This window comes from Cryobacterium sp. TMT2-14, assembly GCF_004402465.1.
Taxonomy (GTDB): domain Bacteria; phylum Actinomycetota; class Actinomycetes; order Actinomycetales; family Microbacteriaceae; genus Cryobacterium; species Cryobacterium sandaracinum.
In genome coordinates, this window is record NZ_SOFV01000017.1 from 78,933 (window position 1) to 96,419 (window position 17,487).

The window sequence follows — 17,487 nt, forward strand, 5'->3', positions numbered from 1 at the left end:
GGAGGGACCGTGCGCCGGGAGCGGCGGCTGGAGCAGCAGCGGGTGCTGCAGCGGGATCCGCGGGCTCGGCATCCGTTTCGAGAGCGGATGCCGGCTCCGGCACGGCGGCCGGCGCGGCATGCCGGCCGCCGGTGACTTCGTCGCTGACGGGTCGGGTGCCGGCCTCGGGTTCGTCTCCGGGAGCGTAGCCGTGGCGGGGCGGGGTCATGCGAGGCCTCCGACCCAGCTCGTGTCGGGCTCTGGCTCGGTGACCGTCACCGGTTCGGCGTCCCACCGCCCGTAGACGAGTTCGGTGTTGGACGAAATCTGGGTGGCGAGAATGGTGGCCTCCGTTTCGAGGTGGTCGGCCATGACGCGCAGGGTGTGCGGCAGCAGGTACGGCGCGTTCGGGCGGCCGCGGAAGGGTGCGGGGGTGAGGAACGGGGCATCCGTCTCGACCAGCAGCAGCCGGCGCGGCACCGCGGCCAGGGCCTCCCGCAGATTCTGGGCATTCTTGAAGGTCACGGTTCCCGCGAACGAGAGGTACCAGCCGTTGTCGGCGAGGATGCGGGCCATCTCGACGTCGCCGGAGAAGCAGTGGAAGACGGTGCGATCGGGCGCGCCGACCCGCAGCAGGGTCTCGATCACCGCGGCGTGGGCGTCGCGGTCGTGGATCTGCAGCGCGAGGCCGTTCTGCTTGGCGATGTCGATGTGCGCCTCGAAGGAGCGGAGCTGGCTGGCGTGTCCTTCGGGGCCGGTGCGGAAAAAGTCCAGTCCGGTCTCCCCGATGGCGACCACGCGCGGGCGCGTCGCCAGCTCGGCGATCTCAGCCAGGGCGTCGTCGAGGGTGCCGGCGGCCTCGTAGACCGGGGCCTCGTTGGGGTGGATGGCGACGGCCGCGAGCATGCGCGGCTCCCGGGCGGCCATCGCGGCCGACCAGCGCGAGGTCTCCAGGTCGCCGCCGACCTGGATGACGCCGCGCACGCCGACACTGGACGCGCGGTCGAGCTGCTCGGCCACGCTGAGCGACTGCTCACCGTCGGCGATCTCCAAGTGGGTGTGGTTGTCGTAGACCGGCACGATGAGAGGGTCGGGCAGCGGCGGGTAGCTCAGGTCCCGGCCGGCACCTTTTTCGCGCTGGCGCACGGGGCCGGCTTCGGGCCCGGGCTCGTCAGCCAACCGTGGCCTCGATGCGCGGGAAAAGCGCCTCGAGCGGGAAGACCCGCGGGCCGCCGGTCCACTCCCAGGCCCGGTCGATGCGCTGGTCGGTGACCAGGCCGATGCCGCCGAGGGCGGTCCAGAGCTTCGCCGTGGCCTGCGGTACGACCGGCGAGAGCAGCACGGCGAGCGTGCCCAGTCCGCGCACGGCGGTGACCAGCACGGCTTCGAGTCGGTCCCGGTTGGCCGGGTCCTTCGCGAGCGACCACGGCTCCTGGGCGGTGATGTAGCCGTTGAGCTCGTCGACCAGTTCCCAAATCGCGGCGATGGCGTCGTGGATGGCGAGGTGTCCGATGGCCAGTGTGGCGGCATCCGTCACCCGCTTCTCGGTGCCGCGAATGAGCTCGTCGGCCTCACTGAAGTCGCCGGCGACGGGGATCTCGCCGTCGCAATAGCGCACGACCATGGCGATCACGCGGGAGGCGAGGTTGCCGAAGCCGTTGGCCAGCTCGGACTGGTACCGGGCGGACAGGTCTTCCCAGGAGAAGGAGCCGTCCTGGCCGAAGCTGATCGCGCGCATGAAGTAATAGCGGAAGGCGTCGGAGCCGAACGTATCCGTGATCTGGTTTGGGGCGATGCCGGTGAGCTTGGACTTGCTCATCTTCTCGCCGCCCACGAGCAACCAGCCGTGGCCGAAGACCTGCCGAGGCACCTCGATGCCCGCGGCGAGGAGCATTGCAGGCCAGATGACGGCGTGGAAACGCAAAATATCTTTGCCCACGACGTGCGTCGCCGGCCAGAGGCGGCTGAACTTCTCGTCGTCGTGGCCGTAGCCGGCGGCGGTGATGTAGTTGAGCAGGGCGTCAAACCAGACGTAGACGACGTGGCTGTCGTCCCAGGGCACCTTGATGCCCCAGTCGAAACTGGAGCGGGAGATCGACAGGTCGCTGAGGCCCTGCTTGACGAAGGATATGACCTCGTTGCGCGCCGACGCGGGCTGTACGAAGTTCGGGTTCTCCTCGTACAGGGCGAGGAGCTGGTCGGCGAACGTGCTCATCCGAAAGAAGTAGTTCTTCTCGTGCAACAGCTCGCAGGGGATGGAGTGGATGGCGCAGACCTGCTGCCCGGCGTACTCGCCGACCCCATCGATGAGGTCGCTCGGCTGCTTGTACTCCTCGCAGCCGACGCAGTAGAAGCCCTCGTACTCGCCGGTGTAGATGTGGCCGGAGTCGTAGAGGTGCTGCAGGAACTTCTGCGCGTTCACTTCGTGGCGCACATCAGTGGTGCGGATGAAGTCGTCGTTTCGGATGTCGACCGTCTTCAACAGCGGCTTCCAGGCGGTTTCGACCAGACGGTCGGCCCACTCCTTCGGCGTGACGCCGTTGGCGGTCGCGGTGCGCAGGATCTTCTGCCCGTGCTCGTCCGTTCCGGTGAGCAGCCAGGCATCCTCGCCGGACTGCCGGTGCCAGCGTGCGAGCACGTCGGCAGCCACCTCGGTATAGGCGTGCCCGATGTGGGGGACATCATTCACGTAGAAAATGGGCGTGGTGATGTAAAAAGATGAGCCGTCGGACATGCTCTCATCCTATTAGGAGCAGCGGATGACGCTGGCCGTGTTACTTTGTGCCGCGATCGTCGTGGTGCGTAGGCCGAAGTCCGGCGGCAGCACCTGCCGCGCGGCCGGGCCCGGGTCCGGTTCGGGGCGTCCCGGAGGGCGAGGGACTCCCGCACGTCCGGGCCGTGCACCTTTTGGTGCGGGTAGTCCACGGGATCTGCTGAGCACGATCGCGCCGTCGTGCCCCCCGGCCGCGAACTCCTGTCAGGGCAGAGGCAGAGCCTGGAAGTCCGCGCGGGCCGCGGCGGGCTTGCACGTCTTGCGCTCCAGCGCCGCCTCGTAGAGGGCGCGCTTACCGAGCCCGGTGGCGGCGGACACGTCGGCGGCCGCATCCTTGAGACGGATGCCCGACTCCACCAGCGCGAGCACCTCGACCACCCCGGTCTCCAGATCCAGCACGCGTGCCTCCGCCCCGGCGACCACAATGGCGATCTCGCCCTTGACCCCGCCGGCAGCCCACTCAGCCAGCTCGGTCGCTGTACCGCGCTTCACTTCCTCGTAAAATTTGGTCAGCTCACGGCAGACCACGACGCGGCGCCCGGCCCCGAACACCGCAGCCAGATCGGTGAGGGAGGCCGCCAGCCGGTTGGGCGATTCGAAAAAAACCATTGTGCGCCGCTCCGCGGCCACCTCGCGGAGGGCCGAAACCCGGTCGCCGTGCTTGCGGGGCAGGAACCCCTCGAAGGTGAACCGGTCCGTCGGCAGCCCGGACACGGCGAGCGCGGCGAGCACGGCCGACGGCCCGGGCAACACCGACACGACGACGCCGGCCGCCACCGCGGCATCCACCAGGTGGAAACCCGGGTCGGATACCGTCGGCATCCCTGCGTCGCTGAGCACCAGGATGTCGGTGTCGCGGGCGAGTTCGACGAGTTCGGCCGCCTTGCCGCGCTCGTTGTGGTCGTGCAGGCTGATCAGCCGCGGGCGGTTCTCGATGCCCAGGGCCTTGAGCAGGTGCACGGTGACCCGGGTGTCCTCGGCGGCGATAATCGTCATCGTGCCGAGCGCCTCGATCAGACGCTTTGACGCGTCGCCCAGGTTTCCGATCGGGGTGGCAGCCAGGAGGATCATGGTCCCAGTCTCGCAGCCACGGATCACTACGATGGTCACGTGTTCGTGACAAGCCGCGTTTTCTTCTGGGCCGGGCCGCTGGCGGTGACCCTGCTCGCGGCGGTGCTGCGACTCTGGAATCTCGGCGTGCCGCACGGGCTGGTGTTCGACGAAACCTTCTATGTGAAAGACGCCTGGACTCTCAACAACCTCGGCTACGAGTCGACCTGGCCCGAGGGGGCGGACGCCCTCTTCGCCGCCGGGCAGACCGATGTCTTCCTGTCCGACCCGTCGTTCGTGGTGCATCCGCCGCTCGGCAAGTGGCTGATCGCACTGGGTATGGCTGTCGTCGGCCCCGAACACAGCTGGGGCTGGCGGATCGCCACCGCCCTGATCGGTGTGCTGGCGGTCGTGCTGCTGATGTTGATCGCGAAGAAGCTGTTCGCGTCGACCGTGCTGGCCGTGATCGCCGGGTTCCTTTTCGCCATCGACGGCAACGCCATCGTGATGTCGCGCGTGGCCCTGCTGGACAACTCCGTGATGTTCTTCTCCCTTCTCGGGTTTGGCGCTGTGCTGCTCGACCGGGACCGGCACGCCACCAGGCTGTCTGCCCGCCTGGTCCAGGCGCGTGAGGCCGGGCGGGAGCCGGGCTGGGGGCCGACCCTGTGGCGGCGGCCCTGGCTGCTCGCGGCCGGCCTTGCCTTCGGGCTCGCCTGCAGCGTCAAGTGGTCGGGCATCTACTTCCTCGCCGCCTTCGGCGTCTACCTTGTTCTCGTCGACGCCCTCGCCCGGCGCCGCGCCGGGCTCCCGTTCTGGTTCAGCGCCGCCGTGCTCAAGCAGGCACCGGCGACCTTCCTGCTGATCGTGCCGGTGGCCGTCGCCACCTACCTGGCCTCCTGGACCGGCTGGTTCGTCACCCGGGGAGGCTACTACCGCGACTGGGCCACTACGCCGGATGCCGCGTGGACCGGCGCCCTCGCCTGGATTCCCGACTCGGTGCAAAGCTTCTGGCACTACCAGGTGGCGGCTTACACCTATCACGTCGGGCTCTCCACGCCGCATCCGTATCAGGCGAACCCGTTGACCTGGCTGTTCATGAGCCGCCCGACAAGCATGTACTACCGCGGCTCCGCTCTGGGCGAGAACGGATGCGACGTCGCCATCTGCTCCGAGGCGATCACCGGCATTGCGAATCCGATGATCTGGTGGGCGGCCACGGCGGCGGCCTTCTACCTGGTGTATCGCCTGGCGCGCTACCGCGAGTGGCAGGTCGGCCTGATCCTGATGGGGCTGGTCGCGGGCTACCTGCCCTGGCTGATGTACCTGAACCGCACGGTCTTCCAGTTCTACACGATCGCGTTCGAGCCCTACCTGCTCCTCGGCCTCACTTTCGTGATCGGCGTTCTGCTTCCCCGGGCAGGCTGGGTCGTGCTGGGCTTCCTGGTGGCGGCCGCGCTCCTCAGCGCGTATTTCTACCCGCTCTGGACGGGCATCCAGACCCCGTTTACGTTCTGGCAACTGCACATCTGGCTTCCCAGCTGGCGCTGACTTTCACGCGCTTTTCCGGGAAACCGGAAGCCACTTATATGCCTCTGTGGGCATATACCGACTGGGAAAGCGGTGTGAAAGCACCCGTCTCCAAGGGGTCCGGCCCATAGAATACGGATATCTGTTTTACGAGTGTCTGCTCCATCATCGACTGAGAAGTCCGGATACAAACCAAAGGCCTCATGTCGGAAGCTGTTGCCGCACCCACGGTGCGCATTGTCAAGACCCGCCCGGGTGGCGATTCGAAAAACCCCACCACCGAGTATTCATCGCTGCTGCACACCGTGCGCAACCTTGGACTTCTGAAGCGCGCCACCGGTTTCTACTGGTTCGTCTTCTCCATGCTCGTGCTCGCCACCCTGGGAACCGGGACCGCGTTCGTGCTGCTCGGCGACAGCTGGTACCAGCTCATCGTCGCGGGCGTGCTCGGCATCATCCTCACCCAGTACGCGTTCCTCGCCCACGAGGCGTCGCACCGCCAAGTGTTCGAGGGCGGTCGCGCGAATGACCGCGCCGGGCGCATCCTCGCCAACCTGTTCGTCGGCATCAGCTACGCCTGGTGGATGAACAAGCACAGTCGTCACCACGCCAATCCGAACGTCATCGGCAAGGACCCGGACATCGCCCCCGACTTCATCGTCTTTCGGGAAGAGGACGCAGCGAAGGTCAGCTGGCTCGGCTCGTTCGTCACGCGCAAGCAGGGCTATCTCTTCTTCCCGCTCCTGATGGCCGAGGGGTTCAACCTGCACGTGCAGGGTTTCAAAACCGTCTTCGGCAAGAAGAAGGTCGACAAGCGCTGGCTCGAGATCAGTATGCTGACCACCCGCATCGTGCTCTATGTCGCCGCGATTTTCTACTTCCTCCCCGTCGGCATGGCGTTCGCGTTCATCGGCGTGCAGCTGGCCGTCTTCGGTGTCTACATGGGGGCGTCCTTCGCGCCGAACCACAAGGGCATGCCGCAGCTCCCCCACGAGAGCAAAGTGGACTTTCTCCGCCGCCAGGTGCTCACCTCCCGCAACATCCGCGGCGGCACGTTCATGGACACGTTCATGGGCGGACTCAACTATCAGGTCGAGCACCACCTGTTCCCGAACATGGCTCGTCCGCACCTGCGCAAGGCCCAGGAGATCACCAAGGAATACTGCAAGACGCACAACATCCTTTACACGGAGACGTCGCTCTTCGAGTCCTACGGCATCGTCATCGCTTACCTGAACAAGGTCGGGCTCGGCGCCCGCGACCCGTTCGACTGCCCGATGGTCGCCCGGTTCCACCACCGGTAGATCGGCTGCAGCACTCCGACGAGCCGTGAGCAAAGCCCCTGTCCCCGTGCGGGAGAGGGGCTTTTCTCACGGGTCGGCGACGGGTACCAGGCCCGCCGCGGGCAAAGATGGCCGTAAACTCGGTGCAATGTGGCTGCCCGGTGTGCTGGTCGCGGCTGCGGCCGCGCTGCTCGCCGGAATCGTCCACGCGCTCCTCCCTGCCCTGCCGCTGCTCACGCTCGCTGTCGCCTTCGGAATCGTCGCCGGTAATCTCCCGGTCGCCCACAGTGCGTTGACGGGAGTCCTTTCCAAGGGCCTGAAGCTCGCGGCCACCCGGTTCATGCGCATCGGCATCGTGCTGCTCGGCCTGAAGCTGAGCCTGGTGGACATCCTGGGCTTGGGCTGGGTGACTATCATGACCACCGTCCTGATCGTGCTGCTCACCTTCGTCGGCACCTACTGGCTCGGGCGCGCGGTTCGCCTGCCCGGCCGCCAGCCGATCCTGATCGCCACCGGCTTCTCCATCTGCGGGGCGTCCGCGATCGGCGCGATGAGCGGGGTGGTCAAGGCGAAGGATGTCGACACCGCCACCCCGATCGCCCTGGTCACCCTCTGCGGCACGCTGGCCATCGCGGTTCTGCCGGTGCTGTGGCATCCGCTCGGTCTGACCGATCTGCAGTTCGGGCACTGGGTCGGCGCCGGCGTGCACGACGTCGGCCAGGTCGTCGCGACCGCGCAGATCGCCGGGCCCGCCGCACTGGCCGTGGCCGTCGTCGTGAAGCTCACCCGGGTGCTGCTACTCGCGCCGATCGTCGCCGTCATCGCCGTCGGCGAGCGCCGCCGCGAGACGCGCGTCGCCACGGTGACGGATGCCCCCGTGTCCCGCCCGCCGCTCGTGCCCCTGTTCGTGGCCGGTTTCCTGGCCGCCGTTCTCGTGCGCACGTTCGCCCCGCTGCCGGACGCCGTGTTGGCCGGCGCGGACACCGTGCAGACCTACCTGCTCGCGGCCGCGCTCTTCGGGCTCGGCGCCGCCGTTAACCTCGGTTCCATTCTGCGCACCGGAGGCAGGGCCCTCCTCGTGGGTCTGACCTCCTGGACGTTGATCGCCACCCTCGCCCTCGCCGCCGTGCAGCTGCCCTGAGCCGGTGTCAGCGGCTCCGTCCCGAACGAATTCGACGGAGATTTGGCCCGAATCGCACCCAATCAGGCCGAAAACGCACTTTCAGAGCAGAATCTCCGTCGAATTGGTTCGACGCCGAACAGCGAGGTGGCGCTCAACGGCGGGAGAGCCAGCCCCCGGCCGCGGCGTTCGGCGCCCGGTTCAGGGCGAACCGCGGCGGAGCGGCTGCGGTGCCCGTGGTCAGGTCGGCGAGGATTCGCCCGACCGTCGGCGTGAACTTGAAGCCGTGGCCGCTAAAGCCGGCCCCCACGATCACGGGGCCCACCCGGTCGAGCACGAAGTCCTCGTCGGCCGTGGTCGTGTAGGTGCAACTGACCGGTTCGAGCGTGTCGGGGTCGGCGCCGGGCAGCCATTCGCGCACGTAGCGCGCCAGGGCAGCCAGCTGAACGGGCTCGGGTTGGAAGCTGCGCGCATCCGGGTCGGTGCCGGGACCCACGCCGTGCCAGCCGGCTTTGATCCCCTGGCCGGGCGTGTACATGCCGTAGACCGGCGAGTACCAGTATCCGTAGCGCGGGTCGGACCAGGCGGGCGCATGGTTGAAGCCGGGCCACTCGGTCTCGGCGTGTGCGGCGGCGGCCGGGGAGGCGTCGCGCAAGGCGAAGTGCGCCGGCTGCTCCTGCGTCACCGTGAGGCGCGGCATCGGGATCACCCCGGCCAGCAGTGCGCTGGTCCACGCGCCGACCGTGACGACGGCGCGGCGGGCGATGATCGTGCCGGCCTCGTGGGTCACCCGCACCCGGTCATCGCCCTGCACTTCCAGGCGCTGCACGCGGATGCTGTGCCGCACGTCGGCCCCGGCGGTGGCCGCGGCGGTCTGCAGGGCGGTGACCGCGGCGTCCGCGTTCACCCGGCCGGCGTCGGGGGCGAACAGCACCCGGCCGTCGAAGCGGATGCCCGGCCAGCGTTCGGCTGCGGCCTCTGGGGCGAGGAACTCGGCGCACAGGCCCACCCGGGCCAGCATTGCCGCCACTCGGTCGAACGACGGATTCGCCCCGTGATTGACGACGCCGACCTGACGCAGGAGTGTGCTCTGCGTCTCTGCTTCCAGCTCGCGCCAGAGCGACAGCGCCTCGGCAAGCATCGCCACGTAGGTCGGTTCGGCGTAGGCGGTGTTGAAATTGCGGGAGGCGCCGTGCGAGGCGCCGTTGAGGTGCCCGGGCGTGAACCGCTCCAGCACGGTGACCGGCCGGCCCCGACGCGCCAGCTGCCAGGCCGTCGCCGACCCCATTGCCCCGCCGCCGATGACGACCGTCTCCACGCGCTCTTCCATGCCCTTATCCTGCCCGACCGGGCGGCAGGCGCGGGCACCGGGGCGGCCGCAAGTCGGCATCCGTTTCGCACTGTTACGCCCTTGTCCCGAACCCCCCGCCGATCATCGCTAACGTAAGGCCATGGCAGATCGCGAGTACGGTTTCAAGACCCGGGCAATCCACGCAGGCAACATCCCCGATGCCGTGACCGGCGCGCGGGCCCTGCCGATCTACCAGACCAGCGCGTTCGTCTTCGATGACGCGTTGGATGCCGCCGCCCGCTTCGCCCTGCAGAAGTACGGCAACGTCTACTCCCGCCTCTCGAACCCGACCGTGGCGGCCTTCGAGGAGCGCGTGGCCAGCCTCGAGGGCGGGCTGGGTGCCGTCGCCACCGCCAGCGGCCTGTCCGCGCAGTACATCACCTTCGCCAGCCTCGCCGGCTCGGGAGACCACATCGTCTCCAGTGCCAACCTCTACGGCGGCTCGATCACCCAGCTCGACGTGACGCTGCGCCGGTTCGGGGTCGAGACGACGTTCGTGCGCAGCGCCGACGCGGCCGACTACGCCGCCGCGATCACCGAGAAAACCAAGCTGATCTTCGCCGAGACGGTGGCCAACCCGTCCGGCGAGGTCGCCGACATCGAGGGACTCGCCGCCGTCGCCCACGCGGCCGGGATCCCCCTGGTGATCGACTCGACTATCGCCACGCCCTACCTGACCCGGCCGATCGAGTGGGGCGCCGACATCGTGATCCACTCCGCCACCAAGTTCCTCGGCGGGCACGGCACCACCCTCGGCGGCGTCGTCGTCGAGAGCGGACGCTTCGACTGGCACAGCGACAAGTTCCCGCTCTTCGGCGAGCCGGTGCCCAGCTACGGCGGTCTCGAGTGGGCCGGCAACTTCGGCGAGTACGCGTTCCTCACCCGCCTGCGCGCCGAGCAGCTGCGCGACATCGGCCCGGCCCTCTCCCCGCACTCCGCGTTTCTCCTCGCCCAGGGCGTCGAGACGCTCCCGTTCCGCATGCAGGCGCACGTGGACAACGCGCGCGCGGTTGCCCAGTGGCTCGACGCCGATCCCCGGATCGAGTACGTCAACTGGGCCGGGCTGCCGGCCCACCCGCACTATGACCGGGGCCTCAAATACCTGCCGCAGGGCCCCGGATCGGTCTTCAGCTTCGGCGTGAAGGGCGGCCGCGACGCCGGGCGCACCTTCATCGAATCGGTCGACCTGGCCAGCCACCTCGCCAACATCGGCGACGCCAAGACCCTGGTCATCCACCCGGCCTCCACCACCCATGCGCAGCTGAACGAGACCCAGCTCGTCGACGCCGGCGTGTTGCCCGGCCTGGTCCGCATCAGCGTGGGCATCGAAGACGTCGAGGACATCATCTACGACCTCGACCAGGCCCTTGGCCGGATTGCGGGGACCAAATGAGCGAGCACCACGTGAACATCGACGCCACCCCCGACGCCACCCCCGACAGCGCCGCCGACAGCGCCGCCGCAACGGTCACGGATGCCGCCGCGCACGACACCGTGCACCTCGCCAATGGGCTCAGCTGCTCAGTGCCCACCGGTTCCCCCCTCGCGAAGCTGCTGAAATCCCAGCGCACCTGGGTGGGTCCCGACGCCAAGGCCCGGCTGAAGATCCTGCGGGCCGCGAAGTCGATCGCCATCGTCGGCGCGTCGCCGAATCCGGCCCGCTCCAGTTATTTCGTGGGTACCTACCTGCAGCAGTCGAGCGACTACCGGGTCTACTTCGTCAACCCGAACGCGAAGACGATCCTCGGTGAGACGGCCTACCCGGACCTCGCGTCGCTGCCCGAGGTGCCCGACATCGTCGACGTGTTCCGTCGCGCCAACGACATCCCGGCCGTGATCGACGAGGTGCTCGCAATCGGGGCGCCCACCGTCTGGGTGCAGCTGGGCATCTGGAACCAAGAGGCCGCCGAATACGGCGAATCGAAGGGGCTCACCGTGGTGATGGACCGCTGCATCAAGATCGAGCACGCCCGGTTCCACGGAGGGCTGCACCTCCTCGGGTTCGACACCGGCCAGATCACGGCGCGCAAAACCATCCGCTGATCCGTCCCCGGGGCGCAACCCCGGCACGGTTACGATGGTCGGATGACTGCGTATGTGTCGGCACTCGACCTCTTCTCCATCGGCATCGGCCCCTCCAGCTCCCACACGGTGGGCCCGATGCGGGCGGCGCTCACCTTCGCCGACCACCTGCGCGATGCCGGTCTGCTCGCCGACGTGGCCCGAATCGGCTGCTCGCTCTACGGCTCGCTCGGCTCGACCGGACTCGGCCACGGCACGCCCGACGCAGTCCTGGCCGGCCTCTCCGGGCTCCGCCCCGAGACCTGCGACCCGGATGACGTGCGCTCCGCCTGGTCCGGCCTGGCCGACGACGCCGTGCTGATGCTCGGCGGCAGCCATGCCATCCCCGTGCGAAAGGACGACGTGTCCTTCGAGGCGCGCACCCGGCTGCCCGGCCACCCCAACGCGCTGACCCTCACGGCCTGGGGGCACGACGCCGTCCCCCTGCTCGAGGAGACCTGGTACTCGATCGGCGGCGGCTTCATTCGGCGCGACGGCGACCCGATCGGCCCATGCAGGGCCGTGCCACAGCCGCGGCAGTACTCCTCCAGCGCCGAACTCCTCGCCCTCTGCGACCTTTACGCCGTCGCAATCTGCGACATCGCCCGCGCCAACGAGGAGACGATCCACGGGGCCGAGGCGCTCGACGTCGGCCTCGACGCGATTTGGAACGCCATGAGCGACTGCGTGGAGTCAGGACTCGAGGCCACTGGCACCCTCCCCGGCGGCCTTCAGGTCAAGCGCCGCGCGGCGGCCGTGCGCATGCAGCTAGAGGAATATGACCGGCTGCCGTCGCGTGAACGCGACACCTCGACCGAATGGCTGCATGCATTCGCCCTCGCCGTCAACGAGGAGAACGCCTCCGGCGGCCGCGTGGTCACCGCCCCCACCAACGGCGCGGCCGGCATCATCCCCGCGGTCGGCCACTACTACCTGCGCTTCGTGCCCGGGGCGGATGCCGCGGGAATCCGTCGCTATCTGCTCACCGCCGTCGCCATCGGTTCGCTCGTAAAGGCCAACGCCTCCATCTCCGGGGCGGAGGGCGGCTGCCAGGCCGAGGTCGGCTCCGCTTGCGCCATGGCGTCCGGCGCACTCTGCGCCGTTCTCGGCGGCACGCCGCGGCAGGTGGAGAACGCGGCCGAGATCGCGATGGAGCACCACCTGGGCCTCACCTGCGACCCCGTCGGCGGGCTCGTGCAGGTGCCGTGCATCGAGCGCAACGCCATCGCCGCGTCGACCGCCGTGTCGGCGGCCCGGCTGGCCCTGCACGGCGACGGCACGCACCTCGTCTCCCTCGACGCCGTGATCGAAACCATGCGCCAGACCGGCCTGGACATGTCGACCAAGTACAAGGAGACCAGTGAGGGTGGCCTCGCCGTCAACGTGATCGAGTGCTGACATCGCCACTCGCGCCCTAAGCTGGACGCATCCGCTCGGGGGCACGAACGGAACTTTCTGCGAGGGGGACATCCGATGAATTCTGCGCGACCGACAACCACTCCTGTCTGGGCGCGGGTCGCTCTGGCCGCCATACTGCTGCTCCCGCTCGGCCTCACCGGGTGCGCCGGCGCCCCCGCTCCGGTGGTCACCGCGACGGTTACCCTCACGCCGACGCCCACTGCGACTCCCACCCCCACGCCGACCCCTGAGCCCGAGGCCCCGGTTGTGCCGAATCCGACTATCACGCCCAACGCCGAGGCCGTGCCCGTGGAGCCGCTGCCCGAGGGCCCGGCCGTCGACCTTGGCGCCAGTACGGGGGCCACCGGCGCCCCGGTCACCGATGGTGCGGGCGCCCCGACCAGCTACTCCGTGCTGGAGGGCGACGACTTCTTCGCCATCGCGCAGCGCTTCGACCTACCGGTGCAGCAGCTGTTGCGCATGAATCCGTCGGTGTCGGGTCTGGGTGAGAATATCTACATCCGGGACGTGATCAACCTCGACTGGACCACCACTGGGTAGCGCGCTCAGGGGTACATTCCCAGCTTCTCTCTAGGGCTCCGGTAGCCCGCTCGTCAAGGTGGTGACACGCCTCGAACGTCGGGGCGGCACGGCAGTGGGGTTCCCACAATTCTCCGGGCCGAGACCGACGCGGAAACGGACGCTCCGGATGGCACCGCCATCCACGCGGGAGAGCATTCTCGCGGGACGGTCGGGCCGTCCCTTCAACAACTCCGTTGCGAACGAATTCGACGGAGATTGTGGCCGAATCGCACCCAGTCACGCCGAAAACGCACTTTTAAAGCAGGATCTCCGTCGAATTGGTTCGACACGGGGCACGGCCCTCCCTAAGCGATGGACAGCGTCCACGCGGTGGAGTCGGCCCCGTCCGTCCGGGTGCGCCGCAACGGCGGGGCCGGGACGCACGCGCCTTAGTGCGTCAGCAGGTTGATGCGCTCGATCAGGGTGATCGTGCGCAGCGACTCCCGCGGGTCGACCGGGATCGGAGCCCCACGCAGGATCGCGTCGGCCAGACCGGTGTAGAACGCCGCATAGTTGCCGCGCTCGGTCGGCACCCGGGTCAGCGCGCCGTCCCGTCCGAGTACGCCCCAGGCGGACTCCGGGTCGACGCCGAAACCCGGGTCGGTCGGTCGGGCACCCGCCGCGAGGGCGGTCTCCTGGCCGTCGAGGCCCCACTTGGTGTAGCCCGCCTCGGAGCCGAGGACGTGGAAGCGCGGGCCGACCTGGGCGGCGATCCCGTTCATCCACAGGTGCGAGCGCACCCCCGACCCGTGGTGCAGCGCCACGAAGGTGTCATCGTCGGCGACCCCACCCGGGCGTCGAATGAGGGTCTCCGCGTAGACGTCGTCGACCGGGCCGAACAGTTGCAGGGCCTGGTCGATCAGGTGGGCGCCGAGGTCGAAGAGCACCCCGCCGCCCTGTTGGATGGTCGCGCCGACCTTCCACGATTTGGTCTGCTCCGGCTTCCACCATTCGAACCGGGACTCGAACCGGCGCACATCGCCGAGCGCCCCCGCTTCGATTACGCCACGCAGGGTGAGGAAGTCGCCGTCCCAGCGCCGGTTCTGGAACACGGTGAGCGGCAGGCCGAGGCTCACGGCCTTCTCGATCAGGCCGCGGCCTTCCCGGGCCGTCACCGCGAAGGGCTTGTCGACGACCACGGCGAGCCCGGCGTCGAGGGCGGCGTGGGCGAGTTCGACGTGCGTGCCCGACGGTGAGCCGATCACGACCAGGTCCAGGTCGTCCGCGGCGGCGAACAGGTCCTCGGCGGTCGACATCAGGCGCACCCCCGGGTGACGCTCACCGGCCTGCTCGCGCCGCACGGGATCGCGGGTGACGATCAGGTCGAGCGAGAACTCGGGGTTCGCGCCGAGGAGCGGGCTGTGGAACACGCGTCCGGACGTGCCGAACCCGATCAGTCCGGTGCGGATTGGGGCGACGGATGCTGGCGACTGCGTCATGCTCCCACGGTACTCCCGGTGCGGCTTCCGCCCGGCCCGCTACAGCCGGTCGACGCCGGTGACGCGCACGACGGCGGCGCCCAGCTCGTCGGAGTCGGCCAGGTCGACCGTGGCACTGATGCCCCAGTCGTGGTCCCCCGCCGGGTCGTCGAATATCTGCCGCACGGTCCAGACGGATGCGCCCTCGTCGAAGATGATCAGGTCTGCGCTGCGCGCATTCGCCCCGGTCAGCAGCTCGTCGTGCTCGGCGAAATAGCCGTCCATGGCATCGACCCAGGCATCCGTGTGGAAACCGTGTTCCCGGTCAAGCTCGCCCAGGGCGTCATAGTTCTCGAGCGCGGCCAGCTGCACCCGGCGGAAGAGCTCGTTGCGCACCAGGATGCGGAACGCGCGCGCATTGGTGGTCAGGCGGCGGGGCGCGGGCGGCAGCACCGACTGCGCAGCATCCGAGTGCACGGCAAGGTCCGGGTGGATGAGTTCCTCCCACTCGTCGAGCAGGCTCGAGTCGACCTGGCGCACCAGCTCGCCCAGCCACTCGATCAGGTCGAGCAGGTCTTCCGTCTTGGCGTCGTCGGGGATGGTTTGCCGGGCGGCCCGGTACGCATCCGAGAGATAGCGGAGAACGACGCCCTCGCTGCGGGCGAGCTTGTAGAAGGCCACGAACTCACCGAAGGACATGGCCCGCTCGTACATGTCCCGCACGACCGTCTTCGGGCTGAGCTCGAAGTCGGCGATCCACGGCTGGGATTCCTTGTAGGTGGTGAAGGTGACGTGCAGCAACTCCTCGAGCGGCTTCGGCCAGGTGATCTCCTCGAGCAGCGCCATCCGCTCGTCGTATTCGATGCCCTCGCGTTTCATGGCGTTCACGGCCTCGCCGCGGGCCGCGAACTGCTGGCCCATCAGCACCGGGCGCGGGTTGTCGAGGGTGGCCTCGACGATGGAGATCATGTCGAGGGCGTAGTGGCCGCTGCCGGGGCCGGCCACATCGGGGTCGGCGTCGAGCAGGTCGAACGCGGCGAGCGCGAACGGCGACAGTGGCTGGTTGAGGGCGAAGTTGGGCTGCAGGTCGACGGTGAGACGGATGTCCCCGGCCGCGCTTTGCTCCACGATCCCTGCCGCGCGCAGGGTCTTGTAGATCCCGAGGGCACGCCGGGCGTGCGCGAGCTGGCGATTCCAGGGTTCGTGGTTGTCGAAGATCAGGTCGTGGACGTGGGTGAACGCGTCACCGCCGCGCCCGATGACATTGATCAGCATCGCCGCGGTCATCTGCATGCTCGAGTGCATCGTTTCCGGCTCGGCCGCCACGAGCCGCTGGAACGAGGGCTCACCCCAGGACACGAAACCCTCGGGCGCCTTCTTGCGGATGATCTTGCGCTTCTTCTTGGGGTCGTCGCCGGCCTTCTCGATGGCCTTGAGGTTGTCGGTTTCGTGGTCGGGCGCCTGGATGACGACGGTGCCGGCCGTGTCGTAGCCGGCCCGGCCCGCGCGGCCAGCGATCTGGTGGAATTCGCGGGCGTTGAGCTGGCGCATCTTGACGCCGTCGTACTTGGTGAGTGCGGTGAAGAGCACGGTGCGGATCGGCACGTTGATGCCCACGCCGAGGGTATCGGTGCCGCAGATGACGCGGAGCAGGCCGCGCTGAGCAAGCTGCTCCACCAGGCGGCGGTACTTGGGCAGCATGCCGGCGTGGTGCACGCCAATGCCCATCCGGATCAGCCGGGACAGGGTCTTGCCGAAGCTCGTGGTGAAGCGGAACTCGCCGATCAGCTCCGCGATCGCCTCCTTCTGTTCCTTGGTGGCGACCTTGACGCTGCTGAGGGCCTGAGCCCGTTCGAGCGCGGCCGCCTGGGCGAAGTGCACGATGTAGATCGGAGCCTGCCCGGTCTTCAGCAGCTCCTCCACCGTTTCATGCACGGGCGTGGTCTCGTAGTAGTAGTGCAGCGGCACCGGGCGCTCCACGCCCGTGACGACCGCGGTGGTCCGACGGGTGCGGCGCGAGAGGTCGTCGGCGATGAACGTGACGTCGCCGAGGGTCGCCGACATGAGGATGAACTGCACCCCGGGCAGGAGCAGCAGCGGCACCTGCCAGGCCCAGCCGCGGTCGGGGTCGCCGTAGAAGTGGAACTCGTCCATCACGACCTGGTCCACAGGAGTGTCCTCACCGTTTCTCAGGGCGAGGTTGGCCAGGATCTCCGCCGTGCAGCAGATGATCGGGGCGTCGGAGTTGACCGAGGAATCCCCCGTCATCATGCCCACGTTCTCGGCGCCGAAGATCTCCACCAGCGCGAAGAACTTTTCGCTGACGAGGGCCTTGATCGGCGCCGTGTAGAAGGTGCGCTTGCCGGCCGAGAGCGCGGCGAAGTGCGCACCGACGGCGACCAGGGACTTACCGGTGCCGGTCGGGGTGCTGAGGATCAGGTTCGCCCCGGAGACGATCTCGATCAGGGCCTCTTCCTGCGCGGGATACAGGGACAGACCCTGCTCCCCCGCCCACGTTTCGAAGGCCTCGAACAGCACATCCGGATCGGTGACATGCGGGAGGGCGGTGAGAGTTGCCATGATCCTTCGATCCTGCCCTATTCCACTGGGCATCCGCTCCGCGCCCGGCGGCCGGGTCGGAACCGAGCATGGTCTCTCCTCCGGCTGAGCGTGAACACGGGGACGATATGCCCGATCACCGCGGCCGTCACGGGCCGTTGCGGAGGACTCACAGGCCGCAAATCTAAGCTGGCGACATGGCCAGCCGCGACGTTTCCTCGTCCTCATTTCCGACGCCGCCGACGCCTCCCGCGCCCGGGCCGCCGGCCCGATCGGCCCCGGCAAGGCTCGGGCGGCCCGCGACGGCCGGCGTGGCCGCCGCCTTGGCCGGCCTCGGCGCGGCCGAGCTGACGGCCGCCCTGCTCGCCCCGGTGGGCAGCCCGATC

The 17,487-nt window shown here is 68.7% G+C and carries 13 protein-coding genes; 7 read left to right on the forward strand and 6 right to left on the reverse strand.

Going from position 1 to position 17,487, the window contains the following annotated elements; genetic code table 11:
• Positions 1 to 204: 204 nt before the first annotated feature.
• From E3O28_RS06865 to rsmI, 3 genes are all read right to left on the reverse strand, one after another.
• On the reverse strand, positions 205 to 1,158 hold the full coding sequence (locus E3O28_RS06865) for a TatD family hydrolase (protein ID WP_241973041.1): 954 nt from the start codon (positions 1,156 to 1,158) through the stop codon (positions 205 to 207).
• On the reverse strand, positions 1,151 to 2,713 hold the full coding sequence (gene metG / locus E3O28_RS06870; RefSeq protein ID WP_134415469.1) for a methionine--tRNA ligase: 1,563 nt from the start codon (positions 2,711 to 2,713) through the stop codon (positions 1,151 to 1,153). Before metG ends, E3O28_RS06865 begins: the two co-directional genes overlap by 8 nt.
• Before the next feature lie 243 nt (positions 2,714 to 2,956).
• The gene (gene rsmI, locus E3O28_RS06875) at positions 2,957 to 3,823 is read right to left on the reverse strand and encodes a 16S rRNA (cytidine(1402)-2'-O)-methyltransferase (RefSeq protein WP_134415470.1); all 867 of its coding nucleotides are present in this window, start codon (positions 3,821 to 3,823) and stop codon (positions 2,957 to 2,959) included.
• Positions 3,824 to 3,862: 39 nt separating this feature from the next.
• On the opposite strand from rsmI, the gene E3O28_RS06880 reads away from it, so the two are divergent.
• The 3 genes from E3O28_RS06880 to E3O28_RS06890 all read left to right on the forward strand — a co-directional run bounded on the left by E3O28_RS06880 (position 3,863) and on the right by E3O28_RS06890 (position 7,753).
• The gene (locus tag E3O28_RS06880) at positions 3,863 to 5,350 is read left to right on the forward strand and encodes a phospholipid carrier-dependent glycosyltransferase (RefSeq protein WP_134415471.1); all 1,488 of its coding nucleotides are present in this window, start codon (positions 3,863 to 3,865) and stop codon (positions 5,348 to 5,350) included.
• Between the two features lie 182 nt (positions 5,351 to 5,532).
• A complete protein-coding gene (locus E3O28_RS06885) occupies positions 5,533 to 6,633 on the forward strand; it encodes an acyl-CoA desaturase (protein ID WP_134343501.1) in 1,101 nt (366 codons plus the stop codon).
• Between the two features lie 127 nt (positions 6,634 to 6,760).
• Positions 6,761 to 7,753 (forward strand): putative sulfate exporter family transporter, encoded by a 993-nt coding sequence (locus E3O28_RS06890; protein ID WP_134415472.1) that lies wholly within the window; start codon positions 6,761 to 6,763, stop codon positions 7,751 to 7,753.
• A 133-nt stretch (positions 7,754 to 7,886) separates the two neighbouring features.
• On the opposite strand, the gene E3O28_RS06895 is transcribed toward E3O28_RS06890, so the two are convergent.
• Complete coding sequence (locus E3O28_RS06895; RefSeq protein ID WP_134401729.1) at positions 7,887 to 9,062, reverse strand: FAD-dependent oxidoreductase; 1,176 nt, start codon at positions 9,060 to 9,062, stop codon at positions 7,887 to 7,889.
• A 121-nt stretch (positions 9,063 to 9,183) separates the two neighbouring features.
• Between E3O28_RS06895 and E3O28_RS06900 the strand changes: the two genes are divergently transcribed.
• From E3O28_RS06900 to E3O28_RS06915, 4 genes are all read left to right on the forward strand, one after another.
• Complete coding sequence (locus tag E3O28_RS06900) at positions 9,184 to 10,476, forward strand: O-acetylhomoserine aminocarboxypropyltransferase/cysteine synthase family protein (protein WP_134415473.1); 1,293 nt, start codon at positions 9,184 to 9,186, stop codon at positions 10,474 to 10,476.
• Positions 10,477 to 10,607: 131 nt separating this feature from the next.
• On the forward strand, positions 10,608 to 11,126 hold the full coding sequence (locus E3O28_RS06905) for a CoA-binding protein (protein WP_241973046.1): 519 nt from the start codon (positions 10,608 to 10,610) through the stop codon (positions 11,124 to 11,126).
• A 42-nt stretch (positions 11,127 to 11,168) separates the two neighbouring features.
• Positions 11,169 to 12,542, forward strand: a complete 1,374-nt coding sequence (locus tag E3O28_RS06910; protein WP_134415475.1) for an L-serine ammonia-lyase — start codon at positions 11,169 to 11,171, stop codon at positions 12,540 to 12,542.
• 75 nt (positions 12,543 to 12,617) lie between these two features.
• Complete coding sequence (locus E3O28_RS06915) at positions 12,618 to 13,103, forward strand: LysM domain-containing protein (protein ID WP_104100796.1); 486 nt, start codon at positions 12,618 to 12,620, stop codon at positions 13,101 to 13,103.
• Between the two features lie 410 nt (positions 13,104 to 13,513).
• On the opposite strand, the gene E3O28_RS06920 is transcribed toward E3O28_RS06915, so the two are convergent.
• Together E3O28_RS06920 and E3O28_RS06925 are read right to left on the reverse strand one after the other, a co-directional pair.
• Entirely contained in the window at positions 13,514 to 14,563 is a 1,050-nt protein-coding gene (locus tag E3O28_RS06920; RefSeq protein ID WP_104100795.1) for a Gfo/Idh/MocA family oxidoreductase, read from the reverse strand.
• 39 nt (positions 14,564 to 14,602) lie between these two features.
• The gene (locus tag E3O28_RS06925) at positions 14,603 to 17,122 is read right to left on the reverse strand and encodes a DEAD/DEAH box helicase (protein WP_241973042.1); all 2,520 of its coding nucleotides are present in this window, start codon (positions 17,120 to 17,122) and stop codon (positions 14,603 to 14,605) included.
• Between the last annotated feature and the right edge of the window lie 365 nt (positions 17,123 to 17,487).

Excerpts from the sequence above, each read along its gene's own strand:
- E3O28_RS06890 (WP_134415472.1), top strand. The coding sequence starts at position 6,761 with ATGTGGCTGCCCGGTGTGCTGGTCGCGGCTGCGGCCGCGCTGCTCGCC.
- E3O28_RS06885 (WP_134343501.1), top strand. The coding sequence starts at position 5,533 with ATGTCGGAAGCTGTTGCCGCACCCACGGTGCGCATTGTCAAGACCCGC.
- E3O28_RS06920 (WP_104100795.1), bottom strand. The coding sequence starts at position 14,563 with ATGACGCAGTCGCCAGCATCCGTCGCCCCAATCCGCACCGGACTGATC.
- metG (WP_134415469.1), bottom strand. The coding sequence starts at position 2,713 with ATGTCCGACGGCTCATCTTTTTACATCACCACGCCCATTTTCTACGTG.
- rsmI (WP_134415470.1), bottom strand. The coding sequence starts at position 3,823 with ATGATCCTCCTGGCTGCCACCCCGATCGGAAACCTGGGCGACGCGTCA.
- E3O28_RS06900 (WP_134415473.1), top strand. The coding sequence starts at position 9,184 with ATGGCAGATCGCGAGTACGGTTTCAAGACCCGGGCAATCCACGCAGGC.
- E3O28_RS06895 (WP_134401729.1), bottom strand. The coding sequence starts at position 9,062 with ATGGAAGAGCGCGTGGAGACGGTCGTCATCGGCGGCGGGGCAATGGGG.
- E3O28_RS06915 (WP_104100796.1), top strand. The coding sequence starts at position 12,618 with ATGAATTCTGCGCGACCGACAACCACTCCTGTCTGGGCGCGGGTCGCT.
- E3O28_RS06910 (WP_134415475.1), top strand. The coding sequence starts at position 11,169 with ATGACTGCGTATGTGTCGGCACTCGACCTCTTCTCCATCGGCATCGGC.
- E3O28_RS06925 (WP_241973042.1), bottom strand. The coding sequence starts at position 17,122 with ATGGCAACTCTCACCGCCCTCCCGCATGTCACCGATCCGGATGTGCTG.